Origin of the sequence: Variovorax sp. 22077 (assembly GCF_052044195.1) — a bacterium.
Classification (GTDB): Bacteria; Pseudomonadota; Gammaproteobacteria; order Burkholderiales; family Burkholderiaceae_C; genus Variovorax; species Variovorax atrisoli.
In genome coordinates this window covers 1-20,977 of record NZ_JBQEQC010000038.1, presented here as the reverse complement: position 1 = coordinate 20,977, position 20,977 = coordinate 1, and the positions used below count along the sequence as shown (strand labels likewise).

Below are 20,977 nucleotides of genomic sequence, written 5' to 3'. Positions count from 1 at the left end.
CATCAGCGGCGCACCCGTCAAGGGTTGGAAAAGTCCCCGATTTTAGGGGCTCGGGCGCCGCACGCCGCCGGCCGGCGGATCAGCGGTGCCAGCCGCGGTAGCCGCCCCAGCCCCGATAGCCGTGGTAGTGGCCGCCCCAGCCGCGCGAATAGCCGAGGTTCAGCGAGATGCCCACGGGCGGGTAGGCGTAGGGATACGCATAGGGGTAGGTATAGGCAGGCGCCACGTAGACGGGGGCGGGCGCTGCGTACACCGGCGCCGGCTGGTAGACCGGTGCAGGGGCGCTCGAGACGACGACGCCGGGCTCGGGCACCACGTTGTCCCAGGGCGAACCGCCGGACTGCGGGGCGTAGCCGCCGCCATTGGCCTCGACCGGATAGGGCTGCAGCTGCGGCTGCGGCGCCACCGGGGACGTCGTGGCACCCGTTACCCCGGTCACTCCGTAAGCGCTGGCCTGGATCGGGATGGTCGCGCCGGGCCGCGTGTTCATGCGGGTGGTGTACTGGCGGCCGTTGTATTCGTAGGTGACGTTGTAGTTGACGTCGCTGCCGGTCGTCTCGCGGATCGGGGTGGCGGAGATCACCCGGGCCTGGACCACCTGGTTCTGCTGTGCATGAACGAGGCCGGTGCCGGCGGCCAGCAAGCCGGCGACCGAAAGGCCTGCGAGAGTGCGGAAACTGCGATTTTTCATGGTGTGTCTCTCCTGCTGATCGAGATTCGACGCCCCGTGACAGACCGGGTTCCGCGATTTACACGGCGTTGACAGCCCAGGCTTCGGCGTCGAAGCCGGTCGTAACAGGTTTTTTCGGCCCCCAGTCGACCACCGGACGCTTGATCAGGCTGGGGTTGGCCAGGAGCACCGCACGGGCCGATGCGGCATCGACCACGCCCTCGCGGGTCGCGTCGTCAAGCTTGCGCCAGGTGGTGCCCTTGCGGTTGACCAGCGCCTCCCAGCCGGGCTTCTTCAGCCAGTGGTCGAGCTCGGACTCGGGCACGCCCTGTTTCTTGAAATCGTGGAAGGTGTATTCCACGCCGTGTTCGTCGAGCCAGGCGCGGGCGCGCTTGACGGTGTCGCAATTCGGAATGCCGTAGAGGGTTGTCATGGCCGCGATGATGCCCCGGCCGACGGGTCGGCGACAATGCCCGCCTCCATGGAAACCCTGAACGACTGGCTCGAGCGCGCCGAGCGGCTCCATCCCAAGAATATCGAGCTCGGACTCGAACGCGCCAAAGAGATGGCGCAGCGCATCGGCCTGCGCTTCGGCTGCCCCGTGATCACGGTGGCCGGCACCAACGGCAAGGGCTCGACCTGCGCCATGCTCGAATCGATCCTGATGCATGCGGGCTATCGCACCGCCGTGTTCACCTCGCCGCACCTGGTGCACTTCGAGGAGCGCCTGCGGCTGCGGGGCGAAGCTGTCGATGCTTCCAAATTGATAGCAAGCTTCGAAGTGGTCGAGAAGGCGCGCGGCGACATGGCGTTGACCTACTTCGAATTCACCACTCTCGGCATCCTGCACTGCATGACCGAGGAAAAGCCCGACGTGGCGATCCTCGAGGTGGGCCTGGGCGGCCGGCTCGACGCGGTCAACATCGTCGACACCGACTGTGCGGTCATCACCAGCATCGACCTCGACCACATGGAATACCTGGGGCCCGACCGCGAGAGCATCGGCTTCGAGAAGGCCGGCATCATGCGCCCGGGCAAGCCCGCCATCGTGAGCGACCCGGTGCCGCCACAGAGCGTGGTCGACCATGCCAACGCGATCGGCGCCGACCTCTGGCGCTTCGGAACCGACTTCAACTTCTCGGGCGACAAGCAGCAGTGGGGCTGGTCGGGCCGCGGGCGGCGCTACAGCGGGCTGGCCTATCCGGCACTGCGCGGGGCCAACCAGCTCATCAACGCGGCCGGCGTGCTGGCGGCGCTCGAGGCGCTGCGGCCGCAACTGCCGATCACGGCGCAGGCCGTTCGCAACGGCCTCGCGATGGTCGAGCTGCCGGGGCGCTTCCAGATCGTGCCGGGCGAGCCGGCGCTGGTGCTCGACGTGGCGCACAACGCGCATGCCGTGGCGGCGCTGGCCGAGAACCTCGACGCGATGGGTTTCTACCCCACAACGCACGGTGTGTTCGGCGTGATGGCGGACAAGGATCTGGCTCCCATCCTGGCGCGCATCGGCCCGCTGATCGACCGCTGGTATTTCACCGACCTGCCCACGCCGCGCGCCGCCAAGGCGGCCGACCTGCTGGCAGCCTGGCAGGCGCAGAACACACGCACCGACGCCTCGGCCAGCGTGCACGCAGGCCCGATGGAGGCGCTGCGCGCGGCCATCGGCCAGGCAGGGCCCGCTGATAGAATCGTGGTCTTCGGATCGTTCTTCACCGTGGGTGGCGTGCTCGAAAACGGCACCCCCCGGCTGCAAGCCAAACACCTGTCGCCGGGCGGCTGATCGTCGGGCCTTACGCATCGTCTGGCACCGTCTGGCACCTTCTGGCATCACCTCGCTGCACTCCTCCAGGGATCGAACTTCATGGCGTTTTTCAAGTTCCGCACGCGCGGCCCGCAAGGCAACGAAGGACGCAGCGCCCCGGCCGCAGTCCCCGCGGAAAGTGTCGAAACCATGCGTCGCCGTGCGCGCCACCGGCTGCTCGGCGCGGCGGTGCTGGTGCTGCTCGGCGTGATCGGCTTCCCGCTGCTGTTCGATACCCAGCCGCGGCCCGTGTCGGTCGACATTCCCATCGAGATTCCCGACCGCAACAAGGTCAAGCCGCTGCCCGTTCCCGCGACGCCCGCGCCTGCCACGAGCAGCAGCACCACGCCCGCGGCGCCTGACAACGGTACTTCGCGCGTGGCATCCGCCTCGTCTTCCAGCGGCATGATCACGGAAGCCGCCGACGGCACCGAGATCGACCCCGGCAAGCCGGTCGCCAGCGCAACGCCGGCTCCGGCGCCCGAGCGCAAGCCGGACCCGAAGCCCGAGCCGAAACCGGAGCCGAAGCCCGAACCCAAGCCCGAGCACAAGCCGGAACCGAAACCGGAAGCCAAGCCGAAGCCTGAACCCAAGCCCGAAGCCAAGCCGAAGCCCGCCGCCGTCGACGATGGCGCCCGCGCCCGCGCGCTGCTGGAGGGCAAGCCCGTCACCGCGGCGGCCGCCAAGCCCGCCGCCGCCGACGAGGCCGGCCGCTTCGTGGTGCAGGTCGGCGCATTCGCCGATGCGGACAAGGCGCGCGAAGTGCGCCAGAAGCTCGAAAGGGCCGGCCTCAAGACCTACGTGCATGTGGCCAAGACGGCCGACGGCGAGCGCACGCGTGTGCGTGTCGGTCCCTTCAGCTCGCGTGCCGAGGCCGACCGTGCGGCCGAGAAGGTCAAGGGCTTGTCTTTGTCGGCCGCGATCCTCACGTTGTAAGAGTCGTCGCCAGCCGTTGCCGTGGCCTTGCTCGACTGGATCGCCGTCGCGCTCATCGGGGTGTCGATGCTTTTCGGCCTCGTGCGCGGGCTGGTGTTCGAAGTGATTTCGCTGATCGGATGGGTGGCCGCCTTCATTGCAGCCCAGTGGCTGGCGTCGGGCGTGGCGGCATGGCTGCCGTTCGGCGACCCGCAGGGGGCGTGGCGCTACCCGCTGGCCTTCGTGCTGGTGTTCGTGGCGGTGGTGTTCGGCGTGGGGCTGGTGGCAGCGCTCACGCGCAAGTTGATCACGGTCGTGGGTTTGCGGCCGGTGGACCGGATTCTGGGCGCGGCGTTCGGCGCGGCGCGGGGCGTAGTCGCCCTGCTCGTGTTCGCCGTCGTTGTCCATTTGCTGGTGTTGAGCGACAGTGCCTGGTGGCACGAATCGCGCAGCGCCATTGTTCTCGATGCGGCATTGCAGGGCCTCAAGCCCTCCCTGCCTGAAAAGTTGGCCAGCTACCTGCCCTAAGGGGAATCGTTCATGTGTGGAATCGTCGGCGTTGTCAGCAACGCACCCGTCAATCAGCTGCTCTATGACGCGCTGCTGCTCCTGCAGCACCGCGGCCAGGATGCCGCAGGCATCGTCACGCTGCAGGAACGCAAGTTCTTCATGCACAAGGCCAAGGGCATGGTCCGCGACGTGTTCCGCACGCGCAACATGCGCGCGCTGCCCGGCAGCGTGGGCCTGGGCCAGGTGCGCTACCCGACCGCCGGCAATGCCTACAGCGAGGAAGAGGCGCAGCCCTTCTACGTGAACGCGCCCTTCGGCATCGTGCTGGTGCACAACGGCAACCTGACCAACGCCCACGCGCTGCGCTCGGAGCTGTTCTCCACCGACCACCGTCACACCAACACCGAGAGCGACTCCGAGGTGCTGCTCAACGTGCTGGCGCACGAACTCGAGCGCGCCTCGCGCGGCGTGCCGCTGCATCCGGCCGAGGTGTTCGCTGCCGTGAAGAGCATGCACAAGCGCCTGCGCGGCTCGTATGCCGTGGTGTCGCTGATCGCCGGCCACGGCCTGCTGGCCTTCCGCGATCCGTACGGCATCCGCCCGCTGTGCATGGGCCGCAGCGCTGACGGTACCGTGATGGTGGCGAGCGAATCGGTCGCGCTGGAAGGCTCGGGCCATACCTTCGAGCGCAACATCAACCCGGGCGAGGCTGTGTTCATCGACCTCGAGGGCAATGTGCATTCGATGCAGTGCGCCGAGTCGCCGACGCTCAACCCCTGCATCTTCGAATTCGTCTACCTGGCCCGTCCGGACTCCGTGCTCGACGGAATCTCGGTCTACCAGGCACGCCTGAACCTGGGCGAGACGCTGGCCAAGCGCGTGGTGTCCACCGTGCCGCCGAACCAGATCGACGTGATCATCCCGATCCCCGAGTCGAGCCGCCCTAGCGCCACGCAGCTGGCTCATCTGCTGGGCGTGCCGTACCGCGAGGGCTTCGTGAAGAACCGCTACGTCGGCCGCACCTTCATCATGCCGGGGCAGGGCGTGCGCAAGAAGTCGGTGCGCCAGAAGCTCAACGTGATCGCCAGCGAGTTCAAGGGCCGCAACGTGCTGCTCGTCGACGACTCCATCGTGCGCGGCACCACCAGCCGTGAAATCGTGCAGATGGCACGCGACGCCGGCGCTCGCAAGGTCTACCTGGCCAGCGCCGCGCCGCCGGTGCGCTATCCCAACGTCTACGGCATCGACATGCCGACCAAGGACGAGCTGGTGGCGCACGACCGCACGGTCGAAGAAGTGCGCGAACTCATCGGCTGCGACGCGCTGATCTACCAGGACGTCGACGCCATGAAGCGTGCCATCGGCTCGCTCAACACAAAGCTCGACGGCTTCGATGCCTCGTGCTTCGACGGCGTGTACGTGACCGGCGACATCGACACCGAGGCCATCACACGGATGAACGGCAACCGCCCGCGCATCGAAGAGACCGAAGAGGATTCTTCGCGCCTCGCGCTTCCCAATCACAGCGAGTGAGGGCAGCCGAAGTGACCGACGACGATAGAACACTGCCGCCCGGGCTGCATCCCGATACGCTCGCTCTGCGCACCGGCCTCGCACCGAGCCAGTACGGCGAGCATTCCGATGCGCTCTTCCTGACCAGCGGCTTCGTACAGCCCGACGCCGAGACCTCGATGCGCCGCTTTGCGGGCACCGAGCCGGGCTACACCTACTCGCGCACCTCGAACCCGACGGTGACCAGCTTCGAGCAGCGCATCGCCGCGCTCGAAGGCACCGAGGCGGCCATCGGCGCATCCACCGGCATGGGCGCGATCCTCATGATGTGCATGGGCCTGCTGAAGGCCGGTGACCATGTCGTGTGCTCGCGCTCCGTGTTCGGCTCCACGCTGAACCTGTTCGGCAAGGAGTTCGCCAAGTTCGGCGTCGAAACCACTTTCGTCTCGCAGACCGACGTTGCCGAATGGCGCGCGGCTGTGAAGCCCAACACCAAGCTGTTGTTCGCCGAGACGCCGACCAATCCGCTCACCGAAGTCTGCGACATCCGTGCGCTGGCCGACGTGGCGCATGCCGCGGGCGCGCTGCTCGCGGTCGACAACTGCTTCTGCACGCCGATCCTGCAGCGTCCGGCGGCGCTGGGGGCCGACCTCGTCATCCATTCGGGCACCAAGCATCTCGACGGCCAGGGCCGCGTGATGGCGGGCGCGATCTGCGGTCCTTCCAAACTCATCGTCGACGTGTTTGGCCCCATCGTGCGCACCGCCGGCATGGCGCTGGCGCCGTTCAATGCGTGGGTCGTGCTCAAGGGCATCGAGACGCTGGGCATCCGCATGAAGGCGCATTGCGCCAATGCGATGGAGATTGCGCAGTGGCTCGAGAAGCAGCCGGGCGTCTCGCGTGTGTACTACCCCGGGCTCGCGTCGCATGCGCAGCATGAGCTGGCCATGCAACAGCAGTCGGGGCAGGGCGGCGCGGTGGTGTCGTTCGACGTGGTCGGCGACTCGCCCGAGACGGCGCGCGCGAATGCCTTCCATGTGATGGACAGCACGCGCGTGGTGAGCCGTGCTACCAACCTGGGCGACGTGAAGACCATCATCACGCACCCCGGCACCACCTCGCATGGCCGGCTGACCGAAGCGCAGCGCCAGGCCGCGGGCATCGGCCAGGGCTTGATCCGCCTCGCGGTCGGCCTCGAGCACATCGAAGACATCAAGGCCGACATCGCGCGCGGCCTGAGCACACTGAATCCACGATAACGAAATGACCGGCAAAGTACGCACCCGCATCGCACCATCCCCCACGGGTTTTCTTCATCTGGGCACGGCTCGCACGGCCCTCTACTCGTGGGCTTATGCGCGCCACTACGGCGGCGAGTTCGTGCTGCGCATCGAGGACACCGACGTGGCCCGCTCCACGCAGGATTCCACCGACCAGATCCTTGCGTCGATGCGCTGGCTGGGCCTCGAATACGACGAAGGTCCGATCTATCAGATGCAGCGCCTTGAGCGCTACCGTGAGGTGATCGCGCAGATGCTTGCGGCAGGCACTGCCTACTACTGCTACTGCACGCCCGCGGAGCTCGAGGAGATGCGCGAGGCGCAGCGCGCACGTGGCGAGAAGACGCTGTACGACCGCCGCTGGCGACCCGAGCCGGGCAAGGTGCTGCCGCCCGTGCCCGAAGGCGTGCCGCCCGTGGTGCGCTTCTGCAACCCGCCCGAAGGCGACGTGACTTGGAACGACCTCGTGAAGGGCGAGATCACCATCAACAACCGCGAGATCGACGACATCATCATCCTGCGGCCCGACGGTGTGCCGACCTACAACTTCGCGGTGGTGGTCGACGACTGGGACATGAACATCACGCACGTGTTCCGCGGCGACGAGCACATCAACAACACGCCGTGGCAGATCAACATCTTCCGCGCGCTGGGCGCGCCGCTGCCCGAGTTCGGCCACGTGCCCGTGATCCTCGGCGACGACGGACAGAAACTCTCGAAGCGCCGTGGCGCGGTGAGCGTCACTGCCTACGAGGACAATGGCTACCTGCCCGAGGCGATGCTCAACTACCTCGCGCGCCTGGGCTGGAGCCACGGCGACGACGAGCTCTTCACGCGCGAGCAGATGGTGAGCTGGTTCGACGGTTCGCACCTGTCGAAGAGCCCGGCGCAGTGGGATGCGGCCAAGCTCGCATGGGTCAACGCGCAGTACATCAAGGCGAAGACCGGCGACGAACTCGCACCGCTCGTTGCGGCGCAGCTGAAGAAGCGTGGCATCGTTGCGGACGAGCGCCTGCCGGCGATCTGCGCGCTTTTCAAGGATCGCTGTGAGACCACGGTCGCGCTGGCCGACTGGGCCGCGGCGTTCTATGCGGACATCACCGTGAGCGACGCCGACCGCGCACAGCACATCACCGATGCAGTGAAGCCCGCGATCGCAACACTCGCAGAAAAAATGATGACGGTCGCATGGGATAAGGCCTCGATCGCAGTTATGATCAAGGAAGTCCTCGCGACACACGCATTGAAAATGCCAGTGTTAGCGATGCCAGTACGAGTGCTTGTGATGGGAACACCGCAAACACCGTCCTTGGATTCAGTCCTCGAAATTTTTTCTCGCGAAAAAGTTATCGAACGATTGAAAAAGGCCTGAAATTCAGGCTATAATCTGAGGCTCGACACCCACACGGGGGTATAGCTCAGCTGGGAGAGCGCTTGCATGGCATGCAAGAGGTCAGCGGTTCGATCCCGCTTACCTCCACCAGAGTGTCGAGATGGTTTGAGATGCTGATCGCAGCACGTCCAAGGTTTTGACCCTATCGTCTAGAGGCCTAGGACACCACCCTTTCACGGTGGCTACCGGGGTTCGAATCCCCGTAGGGTCGCCAGTTTCACTGCGGTGAAGCCGGCACGAGTCGTCAACACTCGGTTCCGCAAGGAGCGAACGTTGTCTACCAGGAGTGGTAGTTCAGTTGGTTAGAATACCGGCCTGTCACGCCGGGGGTCGCGGGTTCGAGTCCCGTCCACTCCGCCAGTCAGAAGCCCTTGCAGCCAAAAGCTGCAGGGGCTTTTCACTTTCTGGCTTTCTCTTCCTTTCTCTCTTCATTCAACTGAATCGCGTGTGTTCTGTTGCATCACCGCGAGACATGTCACGGCTTGGTTCCGTGACGTCGAGGGAGTAATCCCGCAGGGAGGATCAGCCTGTCGAGCAGAGCTATGAACTGGCTTCAGTGCGATCCGAAGATGCACACCTTCGCATCGGCCAACGACGCTGATGCCGTTGGAGAGCAGCGTGGTACATACGTGCTCGATGCATAGCTTCGCAGCGACCATAGCCTTGCCGCCGATGATCTTGCGCAAGAGTGGCAATAGGTTCTGCAGATGCGACGCCATCAAATTTCCTCGGCGAATCTGGGTGCGATACCAGGTTTTGTTCATCGCGACGAGTTCGCTTCTCATCGGAGATGGAGGGACATTCGACATGCATCGCGCATGCAGATCCCCCCGCTACGCGTGCCCGCACGCAGGAACAACCCCCTCACGGGTGCCGAATGAGGCGAATCAACGACAGCTGGAAGCGACCGCGTTACATCTGGCCTCTCGCAGTCGAATAAACTCCCGCCCGCTTGCAGCGTGATTCGTGCTGCGCCGCCATAGGCAACATGGCGAAATCAAACTTATTAGGAACTCAGTTGAACCGCATCGAACTCGTCGAAAAAATCGCCGTCGCCCACAACCTCAGCAAGGCAGAAGCCGCGCGCGTCCTCGAGACCATCACCAGCTCGATCGTCGCTGCCGTGAAGAAGGACGACCCTGTCCAGATCGTCGGCTTCGGCACTTTCAAGCAAGTGGCGCGCGCCGCACGCTCGGGCTTCAACCCCAGCGCCGGCACCAAGATCAAGATCGCCGCACAGAAGGTGCCGAAGTTCGTGCCGGGCGCTGCCTTCAAGGCCGCCGTGGACCCCAAGGCTGCCAAGCGCAAGGCCGACAGCAAGGCTGCGACCGCCAAGCCCGCAGCAAAGAAGGCTGCCGCACCCGCCAAGAAGGCTGCGGCTGCCAAGAAGAAGTAAGAGCAGTGATGCTGGCATCCAGGCCGCGAGCCCGGGATGCTTCATGAAGAACGGCCCCTCGGGGCCGTTTTTCTTTGGTGGTTGGCGTGAGCACCACCTCGACTATTCGGTGGGCTCTAGATCATCCAGTCAGTCCGGCTGGATCACGCCTTCGCTCAGGTAGCGCTGGTATTCGGCAATCGGTATCGCGGTGGTCTGCATGCTGCCGGCATCGCCCCAACTCAGAACGGCGCTGTCGGGTGCCAGCTGGATCTCGATGGGACCCTGGGGAATGAGGATCAGGGGGCCGTCGCCGGCCCGGTATTCGACATTTCCTGTGACTTTCGCATTGGCTGCCATGTTCGTTCCTCGGAGTGGTGGGGGATGCGGGGGACGGAACCCAAGCGTATAGGAATCCGATCTCGCGCGGTTGCGCCGTCCCTCGCTTATCCGTGTAGGCCGAATGGCTGTCTGCCGCGGCCGCCGCCGTCACACCTTGGTCACGCGTGGTGTGGCACGCTCCCGTCCCGAATGACGAAGCGCATCTGGATCACCTGGTTGTCTGTGGCTTGCCTCGCCATTCTGGCTATCGGCGCCGCTTGGCGCCTTGCAGACGGCGGCGAAGAGCACGGCCAGGTGGCCGGCTCAACCCCGTCGCTCGAGATCCGCTGGCATGGCGGCGGCATCGTGTTGCAGGGGGCGGTGCGTGATGCGGCCACTCAGCAGGCGCTCGCCGCGAGCGCAGCCGCGCGCCTGGGCGGCGAGAGCGAACAGGTGATCGACTGGCTCGACATCACGCCGGCTGCACTGCCGGTCTCCGACGCCGGGGCTCTCGCCCGGCTCGTGCTCCTCGGACAGGAAGGCTGGCACCTGCAGCGCTGGCCGACGGAAGGGCGGCTCGCCGTGCAGTCGCTCGCCGACGAGCGCAGCCTGCAGGCGAAGGCACTCCTGCAAGCCGCATTCGGCCCTGGCGTCGTGATTCGCGTCGTCGGATTGCCCTGACTCGACTGTCCATCTCCTCGTGGCGCGGCGGGGCCTTCACGGCCTCGTCATGTGCGGTGGCCAGCATCCGCTGCGTTCCCAAACAAGGAGAGAGAGGTTCCCATGCATGCATCGTTGAAGCACTTCGCCCTTGCCGGCGTGGTGGTGGCCACCCTGACCGCGTGCGGCGGCAGCGACAACTCGAACAATTTCGTTCCCTTCGTGCCGCCCCCCACGGCGAGCAATCCGCCCGCACCGGCGCCGGCTCCGGCACCCGCCGTTCCGGGCGCCATCGACGTCAAGCTCATCGCCTTCAACGACCTGCACGGCAACCTCGAGCCGCCGAAGCTGTCGATCAACGCGCCTGCCAAGGCTGGCGGCACGGTCGCGGTGCCTGCCGGCGGCGCGGCCTACATGGCCTCCGCCATCGCCTCGCTGAAGGCGAAGAATCCGAACAACGCCGTGGTGTCGGCCGGCGACATGATCGGCGCCTCGCCGCTGGTCTCTGCGCTCTTCCTGGACGAATCGACCATCGAGGCCGTCAACGCGATGAAGATCGACTTCAACGCGGTCGGCAACCACGAGTTCGACAAGGGCCAGACCGAGCTGCTGCGCATGAAGAACGGCGGCTGCGCGAAGAACACCGCGCTCGAGCCCTGCCGCGTGAACAAGAGCTTCCCGGGGGCCAACTTCGGCTTCCTCGCGGCCAACACGGTGAAGAGCGACGGCAACACGCTGTTTCCCGCCACCGGCATGAAGAGTTTCACGAAGGACGGCGCCACGGTGAAAGTGGCCTTCATCGGCATGACGCTGAAGGGCACGCCGAACATCGTGACGCCCGCCGGCGTCGCCGGCCTGAGCTTCAAGGACGAGGCCGATACCGCCAATGCGCTGATCCCGCAGCTGAAGTCGCAGGGTGCCGACGCCATCGTCGTCGTCATCCACGAAGGCGGCACGACCACCGTGGGCTACAACGACAAGAGCTGCGCCGGCCTGAGCGGCGACATCCTGCCGATCCTGAACAAGCTCGATCCGGCCGTCGACGTGGTGATCTCGGGTCATACGCACCGCTCCTATATCTGCGACTACGCCAAGACCAACCCCGCCAGGCCCTTCCTGCTGACCAGCGCCGGCCAGTACGGCACGCTGCTGACCGACATCAACCTCACCATCGACACCAAGACCCGGAAGGTGACGGCCAAGAGCGCCGACAACGTGATCGTGCAGGGCGAGGCCTATACCAGCGGCTCGACGACCGTCGCGCTGACCGACCAGTACCCCGTCTTCGGCAAGAACCAGGAAGTGGCTGCGCTCATCAGCCAGTACCTCTCCATCGCCGGACCGCTGGTGCAGCGCGTGGTGGGTTCGCTCACCGCCACTGCCACGCGCACGCAGACCACGTCGAAGGAAAGCGTGCTGGGCAATCTGATCGCCGATGCGCAGCTTGCCGCCACCAAGCCCGCCGGCAAGGGCGAAGCGCAGATCGCCTTCATGAATCCGGGCGGCGTGCGCGCCGATCTGGCGCCTGCGGGCGACGGCAGCGTGACCTACGGCCAGATCTTCGCCGTGCAGCCTTTCGGCAATAGCCTGGTGGTGAAGACCATGACGGGTGCGCAGATCAAGGCGGTGCTGGAGCAGCAGTTCAACAGCGGCGCCAACACCGTGAGCTCGCCCCGGGTGCTACTGCCCTCCAAGGGCTTCAGCTACACCTACAACCTGTCTCAGCCCGCCGGATCGCGCATCAGCAACATGTCGCTCAACGGCACCGCGATGACAGACGGCGCCACCTACCGCGTGACCATGAACAGCTTCCTGGCCACCGGCGGCGACAACTTCACCGTCTTCAACCAGGGCACCGATGCGCTCGGCGGTGACCAGGACGTGGACGCCCTGGAGGCCTATATCAAGGCGAACAGCCCGCTGACCCCGCCGGCGACGGATCGCATCACGGTCGCGCCTTGAGGGGTGGGCGGTAGCTGACGGTAGCTGAGCAAGAGGCCGGCAGTGATCAGCCGGCCCGCCCTTCGGCTGCCAGCCCTTGCCACGCCGTCCCCACATGCCTCCTCGGGCGTCGTGCGAGCCATCTGCAGCTGAGCATCGCCTGCAGCAACGGCAGCGCAGCGAAGGGAAGGGCGACCCCCAGCAGGAACCCGAAGCGCGGCTCCAGCGCATGAAACAGCAGCACGGCGGCCAGCATCTGCACGAGCGAGTTCACCAGCGCCATCCGGCCCATGGGGGCGAGCTTGACCAGCATGTGTCGCCACTGCGATCGCTGGAACAGCAGGACGAAAGCTGCCAGGCAGCAGATGACCACAGACGCTGCCAGCGGCATGAGCTGCTTCAGCAGCGTCATGGCGGCGGCTCCGACAAGCGCTGCGTTGAACAGGCGAATCCACAGATGCCGGTACGCGACGGACTCCATCAGCATGCGTCGAGCCAGCAGGCGGAAGGATGCCGGTCTTCTTTCGGTCCGATCCTTGCGCGTCGCGAGACTCATGCCGAAGAGCAATGAAAGCAGCGCCGCCAATGACGCGACGACTTCGAGCGCCGAGCTGCCGAGCAGGCTGAATGCCGGCGCGATGAGCAGCGCGAAGCCACGCAGCGCGTCCGTCAGTTCAGTTCTGCAGATGCTGCCGCCGTGCGATCGGCGCGGCAGTATTGCTGCGGGTTCGAATGTCATGGGAGTGCGCGATGTGGATTCGTGTGCCAGATCGCGGATGGCCGTGTACGGCCGTCCGCACCAGAGCCGCGATGCTACGAACCAGCATTGCACGAACATTGCGCCGCCTGGACGTCCCTCAGGCGTACCCGTTTCGCCTAGGCCGTGATCTCGCGTAGGCCAACGCCTTCAACTCGATTTGCGCGGTTTTGGCGGTCTTAGCATGGACGAATCTGCCCTCGGGCAGAGACTCATCGCCGATTCAAGTTCTATCCAAAGGAAGGGTTCCGTCATGAAAAAAACCATGAATCTCCGCACGCTGGCGTTCTCGTCCGTGATGGTGGCATGCAGCCTGGCATTCGTCGGGTGCACCACCACGCGGCCTCAGGATCAGGCCAGCAGCGCGTCTTCGCGCGCCTCCATCGACGCGCAGGTCGATGCCTCGCTGTCCAAGCTGTACGACTCGGTGAAAGGCTCGCGTGAGCTGGTCTCCAAGTCCAGCGGCGTGCTGGTGTTCCCCGCCGTGGTGGGCGCCAGCATGGGCGTGGGCGCCGAGTACGGCCGGGGCGCGCTGCGCGTGAACGGGCGCACGCAGTCCTACTACAGCACCACCGCCGGATCAGTGGGATTCCAGGCGGGCGCACAGTCCAAGGCCGTGATCTACCTGTTCAACACCCAGGCCGCACTCGACAAGTTCCGCAACAGCAAGGGCTGGACGGCCGGCGCCGATGCCACCGTGGCCCTCGCGACCATCGGTGCGAACGGCAGCATCGACACCAACACACTGCGCCAGCCCGTGGTGGGCTTCGTCATGACCAACGTGGGCCTGGAGGCCGGCGTGTCGCTGTCGGGCGCGAAGATCTCCGAGATCCAGCCGTAGCAGTAACGGCGGCTTTTCTTCATCCGGCCAGCCGGCTGCGGGCTCAGTGACCTAACTGGGCCTGCAGGTCGGCCACCTGCCTGCGCAGCGATTCGTTCTCGGCCGTGAGTTCGGCCACGCGCTGCTGCAGCGCCTGCACCGCATCGAGTTCCGCGTCGCCGTCTGAAGCTGCTGCTTCGGCGGATTCAGTACGCGGCTTCTTCTTCGATTCCCGTACCCGCTTCGCCGCCTGCTTGAGTTCGTCCTTGCCGGCGTTCGCGGCCGACACCTGCTCCTCGGCAGGCAGGGTGGCCACCGCCGCTGCGGTGTTGATCGAGATCACGCCCGACTTCACCGCAGCCACCAGTTCCGGCGCAGCCTGCTTCTGGATCTTCTCGATCATCCCGACCTGGCTGCTGCTCAGGCGGGCGGCCCGGGCGATGGCCTCGCGGCTGTTTAGAGGGGCGGGCGGCGGTATCTGGATCATGCCAGCGGCTGATTCAGTCGTTCCGTCGGCAGGCGTATCGACATCGAAGGGGGGATCGTCCGAGGCCTCCGCAGCGGACTCCGACACCGTCGCAAGGCGACCGCGCTGGCGGTCGACGATGTCCTTCTTTCTCAGCGCAAGCACGCCGCGCAGGAAGTCGGAGATGCTGCGCCGGCCCAGGTGCTGGTCGATCATCCAGAGATGCACGTCCTCGATGGACTTGAAGCGCGTGTTCTGCACCGTATTGAATGGAAGCCCGTGCTTCTGGCAGATGCCGTAGCGGTTGTGGCCGTCCACCAGCACGTCGCCCCACAGCACCAGCGCATCGCGGCAGCCCTCGGTGAGGATGCTGCGTTCCAGCGCCTCGTACTCCTCCGGTGTCATGGGGTCGATGTAGGCTTTGAGTTCTTCGTTGACGACGATGTTCATGAGGGGGCTGGAAACGGAGCGGGGCAAAGGGGCGCGATTTTAGAGGCGCCCGCCGTCGCCTTCGACGCGCCGTAGAGGTGTCTCTGTTTGGTGCGTCCAAACGTCTATAAGAGCAAGGACACATTTGCAAATTTGCGCTGTGATTCTTTCATAAATATTAATGATTCTTATTTAAGTTTTCGAGACGGGTGCCCCCGATGGGCGGACTGCGACCACGCCAAGGCGCCCGGCGTGAGCCGTTTCGAGATTCGATGCCTGGCCCAATCTGGAGTTGTTCAAAAAATGCTGTCACTCTCGTCCGAGTCTTCTCTGGGGGATGTTTTTGTCGCCAACCGGGCCCAACTGCTCCACGTGGCGCGCAGGATCGTTCGTACCGCGGACCTTGCCGACGACGTCGTGCAGGACGCCTATCTCCGGATCGCCGACGGCGCCTGTGACCGCAAGGTCGACAAGCCCATGGGCTACTGCTGTCAGGTGGTGCGCAATCTGGCGCTCGACCACTGCCGCCGCCAGTCGCTCGAAGCTACCTACCGCACCTTCGATGTGGACGTGGAGACGCTGGACGTCCCGGGCCCGCCGTCGCCCGACTGCGTGATGCGGGACAGGCAGGCGGTCGGCCTGATCGAGCAGGCGCTGTCGGCCTTGTCCCCGAGGACGCGCTTGGCCTTCCAGCTCTATCGGCTCGAAGGGCTCACGCAGCGCGACATCGCGGTGCAGATGGGTTGCGCGCTCGGGCTCGTGAACCGACTGATTGCCGAGGCGGACGAAGCCATCGGCGCGATGCGCCACCTGATCAAGGATTGAGTTGCGCGAGTGAGCTCCGGTGCCGGTTGGTGTAAGGTAAAGCCGTACACGCATGGCACAAGAGCAAGACGACCTCATCTGGCGCACCGCATGGAACTGGGTGCGGCGCGAGCATGATCGCGAGAATTTCGGCGAGGGCTCGCGTGTCGAACTGGTGGCATGGCTGCTCGCCGACCCCGCCCACCGCAAGGCCTACGACAAGGCCGCCCGGCTCTGGCTGCTCGCAGGTCTCGTGCCGCCCACCATCGACGTCGATGCGTGGAAGAAGAGCCAGGGCCCAGCCATCTCCGAAGACCCGGAAACCGGCCGCGACGCCTGATCGCCGTCGGCCGGCCTCTCGGCCGCCATCCTCCCCCGCAGTCCCGGGGTGAACAGATTCGGTCTCGAATCGTCATGTTGATCAGAAGCGCAGCAATCGACCGCCTGCCGGCCCGCTTGCCCGCGAGCTTCCTCCATCAACCGCACAAGGACCGCCCATGTCTACCAGCTGCTTCGATCGCGAAGACGAAACCTTCATCGTTCTGGTCAACGAGGAAGACCAATATTCCATCTGGCCCCACTGGAAGGCCGTGCCCAGCGGCTGGAAGGCCGTCGATGGCGTGAAGGGCGACAAGAAGGCCGCGCTCGAGTTCGTCGAGAAGAACTGGACCGACATGCGTCCCAGGTCGCTGCGCGACTGGATGGCTGCGCAGGATCGCGCGCCTTCCGCGGAAGCTGCCGCAAGCTGATGGCCGGGCCGGCGAGGGTTTCGCTGCTGTGCCTGCCTTGCGCGGGCGCCAGCGCAACGATGTATCTGCGCTGGCGGCAGCTGCTGCCGCGCTGGATCGAGGTCATGCCCGTCGAGTTGCCGGGCCGGGGCATGCGCATGGGCGAGCGCTTCGTGGAGACCTACGACGCATTGGTCGAGCGGATCTGCGCGGAGCAGGCGGCCGCGATGCAAGGCAGCTTCGCGATCTTCGGCCACAGCATGGGCGCGTTGCTGGCCCATGGCGTCGCGCAGCGGCTGCGCATGCTTGGCCGGCCATTGCCGCTGGCGCTCCTGGCGTCGGGCAGTGCCGCTCCGTCGCAGCGCGATCCGGACCGCCTTCCCGACACGCATGACGACGATGCGCTGATCGCTGATCTGCGCAGGCAGGGCGGCACGCCCGAAGAGGTCTTCGCCAGCGCCGAGCTGATGCGCATCACCCTCGACACGCTGGGTGCGGACTACCGCGTCTGCCGGAGCTTCGAATACGTGTCGGCGGACACGCCTCTGCCCATGCCCCTGCATGTCTTGGCCGGCCGGCAGGACGACATCGACGCCGCGCGCGTCGAGGCCTGGTCGGCGCATGCAGGCGGCGCGTTCTCGCTCGACTGGTTCGATGGCGGCCACTTCTTCATCCGCCAGCACGAGGCTGCAGTCCTGGCTGCACTGGCGCGCCGCCTGGGGCTGTCCGTGGCGGGAGGGCGGCATGCATCTCATGCGGTTGCGTGACGCATTGCCAGCAGGCATCGAGGCCCTTCGGCCGGATGCCGCCGCGTGGTGCGCCAGCACGCCGGCATGAGTGAACGCTGCCGGGCCGGCGCCGGCGGCGCCCTTTCTAATTTTCTGGAGTGAGCGAGATGGCACGCACGGCGGCAACGACGCTGGATCTGGGGCATCACCCGATGTCCGCGAATTTCGTGGAACACCTGCGGGCATTGGCGCAAGGCCGGCCGGACGATGTCTGGCTCACGGTGGCGGGCGAAGCGGATGGCGCCTACTTCGAGAAGCCGATCACCTACGCTGTCTTCGAGGCGCGCGTTCGTGCGCTCGCGGCCTGCTTGCAGCGGCAGTTCGCCAAGGGCGAGCGTGCCCTGGTCATGCTGGACAACGACGACCACTATGCGGTGAGCATGCTGGCGTGCTTCTATGCAGGCGTGATCGCGGTGCCGGTGTTTCCGCCCGAATCGATGCGGCCGCAGCACCTCGCCCGGCTGACGGGCATAGCGGAGGATTCGCAGGCGCGCTGCGTGCTCACCTCGGCGGCGATGCGCGCCGCGATGACCGGCGCGCCCGACGCGTTCGCACAGGCCGAGATGGTCGCCGTCGATGAGGTGGATCTCGCCCTTGCCGATGCTTGGATGCCGTTCTCGCCCGCGGCGGACGATGCCGCGTTCCTGCAATACACCTCGGGCTCGACCTCTGCCCCCAAGGGCGTGATCGTGACCCACGGCAACCTCATCGCCAACGAGCGAGCCATCCGCGACGGAATGGGCATCGGCCCGGACGACAAGTTCGTGTCTTGGGCGCCGCTCTATCACGACATGGGCTTGATCGGCGGTCTCATGCAGCCGCTCTACAGCGGCATTCCGCTGGTGCTGACCTCGCCGCGCTACTTTCTCGAAAGCCCGGTTCGCTGGCTCGAGCTGATCTCTCGCCATCGCGCCACCCTGAGCGGTGGCCCCGACTTCGCCTACCGCCTCTGTCTCGACCGCGTGAGAGGTTCGCGCCTGGCGGGGCTGGATCTGTCGACATGGCGTGTCGCCTACACGGGCGCCGAGCCCGTGCGTGCCGACACCGAAACCGAATTCATCGAGCGATTCGCGCCTGCTGGTTTCGAACCCGATGCCGTGTATGCCTGCTACGGACTCGCGGAAGCGACCCTGTTCGTCACCGGCGGCCGGCGCGGTGCCGGACTGGTCGCGCGCACTTTCTCCGCCGATGCACTGGCCAGAGGTGAGGGCGCGGAGAGCGCCCAAGGCACGATGCTGGTCGGCTGCGGTGCCTCGCCGGACCGCCATGAGGTGCGCATCACCGATCCCGATTCGCTCGCTGCGCTCGAAGCGGGCCGCGTCGGAGAAATCTGGGCGGGCGGCCCGAGCATATGTGCCGGCTACTGGGGCAAGGAGCGCGAGACCTGCGAGACCTTCGCCATGCACGAGGGGCGACGCTGGCTGCGCACGGGCGACCTCGGCTTCATGCACGACGGGCAGCTCTACGTCACGGGTCGCATCAAGGACCTGATCATCGTGCGCGGGCACAACATCTACCCGCAGGACATCGAGCGCACGGTCGAGGCCGAGATCGATGCAGTGCGCAAGGGGCGCGTCGCAGCCTTCGCGGTGTCGGGGCCCGATGGCGAAGGCATCGGGGTGGCTGCGGAAGTTTCGCGCAGCATGCAGAAGCTCGTGCCGCCGAACGTGCTGGTCGATGCGTTGGGTGCCGCCGTCAGCGAGGTGTTCGGCGAGGCGCCTGCCGCCGTGGTGTTGCTCAATCCGGGCGCGCTGCCCAAGACGTCGAGCGGCAAGCTGCAACGCCAGGCGTGCCGTGCGGGGCTTGCAGCGCGCAGCCTCGATGCTTATGCGGTCCACGAACGCGGTGTCTTCACGCACGGCGGGAATGGGCTCTGCACCCAGCCGGAGGCGCCGGTGCTCGATGAAGTGGCGCTGGCGGTCTCGGCCATCTGGAAGGACGTGCTCAGGTGGCCCGAGGATCGTGAGCTCGCGCACGACGCGCATTTCTTCATATCGGGCGGCAATTCGCTCGCAGCGGTTCAAGCCTGCGCGCATATTGCCCGGCAGTGGGGCATCGGGTTCGAGTTGCGCGACCTCTTCGAGCATCCCCGGCTGGCCGCCTGCGCGGCCATCGTGCGAAATCGCAAGGACAGTCCGGTGCACGGCACCGCAGGCGTCGAGCCGTTGTCCGCCGAGCTCCGGCTGCGGCCCTTGCCACTGTCGCACGCACAGGAGCGCCAGTGGTTCCTGTGGAAGCTCGCGCCGCAGAGCACGGCCTACCACATGAGCGGCGCCCTTCGCCTGTCGGGCGTACTGGATGCCGCCGCCATGCACGCGGCATTCGAGGACATCGCCGCGCGCCATGAGTCGCTGCGCACGGTGTTCCTGGCAGGAGCAGACGGAACGGCCGAACAGCTGATCAGCCCGTCGTGGGCGCCGCTCCTGAACCTGATCGACCTGCGCCACCTCGCAACCGCTACCGAGCGCGAAGCGCGCGCGGCAGATGAGGTGAAGCGCCTGCATGCCACACCATTCGATCTGACGCAGGGGCCTTTGCTGCGCGTTGCGTTGATCCGCCTGTCCGACACTTCGCACCTGCTGGTGGTGGTGATGCATCACATCATTTCCGACAGCGCTTCGATGCAGGTGCTGCTCGATGAGCTGGCTGCCGGCTACGCCGAAAGGCTGAAGGGCGGTGCGCCTTCGCGCCGCGCTGCGGCGCGCATCCAGTATGTCGATCATGCGGCGTGGCAGCGCGACTGGCTGGCCGAAGGCGAGGCCGGGCGGCAGCTGGACTGGTGGCGCTCGCAGCTCGGCGAAGAGCATCCGGTGCTGGCTCTGCCGACAGACCATCCGCGCACGGCCCGCATCGGCTATCGCGCTGCACGCCATGGCGTCGAAGTGCCTGGAGATTTGCTGGCTGGCTTGCGCCGCTCGGCGGCAGCCGAGGGGGCCACGCTGTTCATGGTGCTTCTGGCCGGTTTCCAGGCGCTGCTGCATCGCTACAGTGGGCAGGAGGACATTCGCGTCGGCGCGCCGGTGGCGAATCGGCGCGGGGTCGAGGCGGCGAACATCATCGGTTTCTTCGTCAACACACTCGTGCTGCGCAACCGTATCGGCGCCCGCATGCGCCTGTCGGATGTCGTGGCGCAGGCGAAAGAGGCGGTGCTGGGCGCACAGATGCACCAGGACCTGCCGTTCGAGCAGCTGGTCGAGGCGCTGCAGCCGCAGCGAAGCCTGAGCCAGAGCCCGCTGTTCCAGGTGATGTTCAATCACTTGATCGAAGACTACCGGGCGCTGGCACAGCTGCCGGGGCTCGAGGTGGCGCACCACGCGCTGCCGGATGGAGAGGCGCAATTCGAGCTCGTGCTGGAAGCCCGCGAGACGCCCGATGACCGGTTGACGCTGAGCCTGGTCTACGCCTCGGAGCTGTTCGACCGGGAGACGGTGGAGCGGATGGCCGGGCACTACCTGTCGGTGCTGCGGGCGTTGGTCGAGCGGCCGCAGCAGGCGGTGGGGGATGTGGTGCTGGTGAGCGAAGCCGAGCGCGCGCAGCTTGCGGCGTGGAGCGAGAACGATCGGCGCCACGAGGGCGAGCAACCGGTGCACCGGCAGATCGAGTCGCATGCAAGGCTCAAGCCGCAGGCGCCTGCACTGGTCTTCGGCGACGAAGCCCTGAGCTACGGCGAACTCAATGCCCGCGCGAACCGCCTGGCGCATCGCCTGATCGCCTCGGGCGTGGGCCCGGATGTGCTGGTGGGCCTCTGCGTGGAGCGCTCCGTCGAGATGATGGTGGGCATCCTGGCGGTGCTCAAGGCCGGCGGCGCCT

General features: G+C 66.1%; 21 protein-coding genes and 3 tRNA genes. 18 read left to right on the top strand and 6 right to left on the bottom strand.

The window, feature by feature from the left end:
* Window positions 1-79: 79 nt before the first annotated feature.
* Together ACTJLF_RS32990 and ACTJLF_RS32985 are read right to left on the bottom strand one after the other, a co-directional pair.
* A complete protein-coding gene (locus ACTJLF_RS32990) occupies window positions 80-691 on the bottom strand; it encodes a hypothetical protein (protein WP_440884747.1) in 612 nt (203 codons plus the stop codon).
* Window positions 692-749: 58 nt separating this feature from the next.
* Entirely contained in the window at window positions 750-1,103 is a 354-nt protein-coding gene (locus ACTJLF_RS32985; RefSeq protein ID WP_126183411.1) for an ArsC family reductase, read from the bottom strand.
* Window positions 1,104-1,139: 36 nt separating this feature from the next.
* On the opposite strand from ACTJLF_RS32985, the gene folC reads away from it, so the two are divergent.
* The 9 genes from folC to ACTJLF_RS32940 all read left to right on the top strand — a co-directional run bounded on the left by folC (window position 1,140) and on the right by ACTJLF_RS32940 (window position 8,438).
* Entirely contained in the window at window positions 1,140-2,447 is a 1,308-nt protein-coding gene (gene folC, locus ACTJLF_RS32980; RefSeq protein WP_019658269.1) for a bifunctional tetrahydrofolate synthase/dihydrofolate synthase, read from the top strand.
* Between the two features lie 81 nt (window positions 2,448-2,528).
* The gene (locus ACTJLF_RS32975) at window positions 2,529-3,404 is read left to right on the top strand and encodes an SPOR domain-containing protein (RefSeq protein WP_019658270.1); all 876 of its coding nucleotides are present in this window, start codon (window positions 2,529-2,531) and stop codon (window positions 3,402-3,404) included.
* Window positions 3,405-3,425: 21 nt separating this feature from the next.
* The gene (locus tag ACTJLF_RS32970; RefSeq protein WP_019658271.1) at window positions 3,426-3,911 is read left to right on the top strand and encodes a CvpA family protein; all 486 of its coding nucleotides are present in this window, start codon (window positions 3,426-3,428) and stop codon (window positions 3,909-3,911) included.
* A gap of 12 nt (window positions 3,912-3,923) precedes the next feature.
* Entirely contained in the window at window positions 3,924-5,426 is a 1,503-nt protein-coding gene (gene purF, locus ACTJLF_RS32965) for an amidophosphoribosyltransferase (protein WP_019658272.1), read from the top strand.
* 11 nt (window positions 5,427-5,437) lie between these two features.
* Window positions 5,438-6,664 (top strand): O-succinylhomoserine sulfhydrylase, encoded by a 1,227-nt coding sequence (locus tag ACTJLF_RS32960; protein WP_132802803.1) that lies wholly within the window; start codon window positions 5,438-5,440, stop codon window positions 6,662-6,664.
* Window positions 6,665-6,668: 4 nt separating this feature from the next.
* Window positions 6,669-8,057: a glutamate--tRNA ligase gene (gene gltX, locus ACTJLF_RS32955; protein WP_132802805.1), complete on the top strand. Its 1,389-nt coding sequence runs from the start codon at window positions 6,669-6,671 to the stop codon at window positions 8,055-8,057.
* Window positions 8,058-8,092: 35 nt separating this feature from the next.
* Window positions 8,093-8,168 (top strand) — tRNA-Ala (locus ACTJLF_RS32950).
* A 48-nt stretch (window positions 8,169-8,216) separates the two neighbouring features.
* Window positions 8,217-8,292, top strand: a tRNA-Glu gene (locus tag ACTJLF_RS32945).
* A gap of 69 nt (window positions 8,293-8,361) precedes the next feature.
* Window positions 8,362-8,438, top strand: a tRNA-Asp gene (locus ACTJLF_RS32940).
* A gap of 68 nt (window positions 8,439-8,506) precedes the next feature.
* Here ACTJLF_RS32940 and ACTJLF_RS32935 read toward each other — a convergent pair.
* The gene (locus ACTJLF_RS32935) at window positions 8,507-8,863 is read right to left on the bottom strand and encodes a hypothetical protein (RefSeq protein ID WP_440884746.1); all 357 of its coding nucleotides are present in this window, start codon (window positions 8,861-8,863) and stop codon (window positions 8,507-8,509) included.
* Window positions 8,864-9,096: 233 nt separating this feature from the next.
* Here ACTJLF_RS32935 and ACTJLF_RS32930 point away from each other — a divergent pair, with 233 nt between their 5' ends.
* Window positions 9,097-9,474 (top strand): HU family DNA-binding protein, encoded by a 378-nt coding sequence (locus ACTJLF_RS32930; protein WP_019658275.1) that lies wholly within the window; start codon window positions 9,097-9,099, stop codon window positions 9,472-9,474.
* A gap of 129 nt (window positions 9,475-9,603) precedes the next feature.
* Here the strand turns inward: ACTJLF_RS32930 and ACTJLF_RS32925 are convergent, their stop codons facing one another.
* Window positions 9,604-9,813 carry a hypothetical protein gene (locus tag ACTJLF_RS32925; protein WP_019658276.1) on the bottom strand — a complete coding sequence of 70 codons (210 nt, stop codon included), beginning with the start codon at window positions 9,811-9,813 and terminating at the stop codon, window positions 9,604-9,606.
* 171 nt (window positions 9,814-9,984) lie between these two features.
* Between ACTJLF_RS32925 and ACTJLF_RS32920 the strand changes: the two genes are divergently transcribed.
* Window positions 9,985-10,455 (top strand): hypothetical protein, encoded by a 471-nt coding sequence (locus ACTJLF_RS32920; protein WP_132802809.1) that lies wholly within the window; start codon window positions 9,985-9,987, stop codon window positions 10,453-10,455.
* A gap of 102 nt (window positions 10,456-10,557) precedes the next feature.
* Window positions 10,558-12,396, top strand: coding sequence for a bifunctional metallophosphatase/5'-nucleotidase (locus ACTJLF_RS32915; protein WP_126183417.1), 1,839 nt, complete (start codon window positions 10,558-10,560; stop codon window positions 12,394-12,396).
* 46 nt (window positions 12,397-12,442) lie between these two features.
* On the opposite strand, the gene ACTJLF_RS32910 is transcribed toward ACTJLF_RS32915, so the two are convergent.
* Window positions 12,443-13,114 carry a DUF418 domain-containing protein gene (locus ACTJLF_RS32910; RefSeq protein WP_440884745.1) on the bottom strand — a complete coding sequence of 224 codons (672 nt, stop codon included), beginning with the start codon at window positions 13,112-13,114 and terminating at the stop codon, window positions 12,443-12,445.
* A 283-nt stretch (window positions 13,115-13,397) separates the two neighbouring features.
* Between ACTJLF_RS32910 and ACTJLF_RS32905 the strand changes: the two genes are divergently transcribed.
* Window positions 13,398-13,973 carry a BPSL1445 family SYLF domain-containing lipoprotein gene (locus ACTJLF_RS32905; protein ID WP_019658280.1) on the top strand — a complete coding sequence of 192 codons (576 nt, stop codon included), beginning with the start codon at window positions 13,398-13,400 and terminating at the stop codon, window positions 13,971-13,973.
* A 43-nt stretch (window positions 13,974-14,016) separates the two neighbouring features.
* On the opposite strand, the gene ACTJLF_RS32900 is transcribed toward ACTJLF_RS32905, so the two are convergent.
* The gene (locus ACTJLF_RS32900) at window positions 14,017-14,868 is read right to left on the bottom strand and encodes a plasmid replication/partition related protein (RefSeq protein WP_440884744.1); all 852 of its coding nucleotides are present in this window, start codon (window positions 14,866-14,868) and stop codon (window positions 14,017-14,019) included.
* Between the two features lie 282 nt (window positions 14,869-15,150).
* On the opposite strand from ACTJLF_RS32900, the gene ACTJLF_RS32895 reads away from it, so the two are divergent.
* The 5 genes from ACTJLF_RS32895 to ACTJLF_RS32875 form a co-directional block, all read left to right on the top strand.
* Entirely contained in the window at window positions 15,151-15,672 is a 522-nt protein-coding gene (locus ACTJLF_RS32895; RefSeq protein ID WP_440884752.1) for a sigma-70 family RNA polymerase sigma factor, read from the top strand.
* Between the two features lie 52 nt (window positions 15,673-15,724).
* The gene (locus ACTJLF_RS32890; protein ID WP_019658283.1) at window positions 15,725-15,991 is read left to right on the top strand and encodes a DUF4880 domain-containing protein; all 267 of its coding nucleotides are present in this window, start codon (window positions 15,725-15,727) and stop codon (window positions 15,989-15,991) included.
* A 157-nt stretch (window positions 15,992-16,148) separates the two neighbouring features.
* Entirely contained in the window at window positions 16,149-16,400 is a 252-nt protein-coding gene (locus tag ACTJLF_RS32885; protein WP_019658284.1) for an MbtH family protein, read from the top strand.
* Window positions 16,400-17,146: a thioesterase II family protein gene (locus ACTJLF_RS32880; RefSeq protein ID WP_440884743.1), complete on the top strand. Its 747-nt coding sequence runs from the start codon at window positions 16,400-16,402 to the stop codon at window positions 17,144-17,146. Before ACTJLF_RS32885 ends, ACTJLF_RS32880 begins: the two co-directional genes overlap by 1 nt.
* Window positions 17,147-17,274: 128 nt before the next feature.
* The coding region (locus tag ACTJLF_RS32875; protein ID WP_440884742.1) for a condensation domain-containing protein at window positions 17,275-20,977 on the top strand (3,703 nt) is incomplete at its 3' end.

Excerpts from the sequence above, each read along its gene's own strand:
- ACTJLF_RS32990 (WP_440884747.1), bottom strand. The coding sequence starts at position 691 with ATGAAAAATCGCAGTTTCCGCACTCTCGCAGGCCTTTCGGTCGCCGGC.
- ACTJLF_RS32985 (WP_126183411.1), bottom strand. The coding sequence starts at position 1,103 with ATGACAACCCTCTACGGCATTCCGAATTGCGACACCGTCAAGCGCGCC.
- folC (WP_019658269.1), top strand. The coding sequence starts at position 1,140 with ATGCCCGCCTCCATGGAAACCCTGAACGACTGGCTCGAGCGCGCCGAG.
- ACTJLF_RS32975 (WP_019658270.1), top strand. The coding sequence starts at position 2,529 with ATGGCGTTTTTCAAGTTCCGCACGCGCGGCCCGCAAGGCAACGAAGGA.
- purF (WP_019658272.1), top strand. The coding sequence starts at position 3,924 with ATGTGTGGAATCGTCGGCGTTGTCAGCAACGCACCCGTCAATCAGCTG.
- gltX (WP_132802805.1), top strand. The coding sequence starts at position 6,669 with ATGACCGGCAAAGTACGCACCCGCATCGCACCATCCCCCACGGGTTTT.
- ACTJLF_RS32935 (WP_440884746.1), bottom strand. The coding sequence starts at position 8,863 with ATGAGAAGCGAACTCGTCGCGATGAACAAAACCTGGTATCGCACCCAG.
- ACTJLF_RS32925 (WP_019658276.1), bottom strand. The coding sequence starts at position 9,813 with ATGGCAGCCAATGCGAAAGTCACAGGAAATGTCGAATACCGGGCCGGC.
- ACTJLF_RS32920 (WP_132802809.1), top strand. The coding sequence starts at position 9,985 with ATGACGAAGCGCATCTGGATCACCTGGTTGTCTGTGGCTTGCCTCGCC.
- ACTJLF_RS32915 (WP_126183417.1), top strand. The coding sequence starts at position 10,558 with ATGCATGCATCGTTGAAGCACTTCGCCCTTGCCGGCGTGGTGGTGGCC.
- ACTJLF_RS32910 (WP_440884745.1), bottom strand. The coding sequence starts at position 13,114 with ATGACATTCGAACCCGCAGCAATACTGCCGCGCCGATCGCACGGCGGC.
- ACTJLF_RS32905 (WP_019658280.1), top strand. The coding sequence starts at position 13,398 with ATGAATCTCCGCACGCTGGCGTTCTCGTCCGTGATGGTGGCATGCAGC.
- ACTJLF_RS32900 (WP_440884744.1), bottom strand. The coding sequence starts at position 14,868 with ATGAACATCGTCGTCAACGAAGAACTCAAAGCCTACATCGACCCCATG.
- ACTJLF_RS32895 (WP_440884752.1), top strand. The coding sequence starts at position 15,151 with ATGCTGTCACTCTCGTCCGAGTCTTCTCTGGGGGATGTTTTTGTCGCC.
- ACTJLF_RS32890 (WP_019658283.1), top strand. The coding sequence starts at position 15,725 with ATGGCACAAGAGCAAGACGACCTCATCTGGCGCACCGCATGGAACTGG.
- ACTJLF_RS32885 (WP_019658284.1), top strand. The coding sequence starts at position 16,149 with ATGTCTACCAGCTGCTTCGATCGCGAAGACGAAACCTTCATCGTTCTG.
- ACTJLF_RS32880 (WP_440884743.1), top strand. The coding sequence starts at position 16,400 with ATGGCCGGGCCGGCGAGGGTTTCGCTGCTGTGCCTGCCTTGCGCGGGC.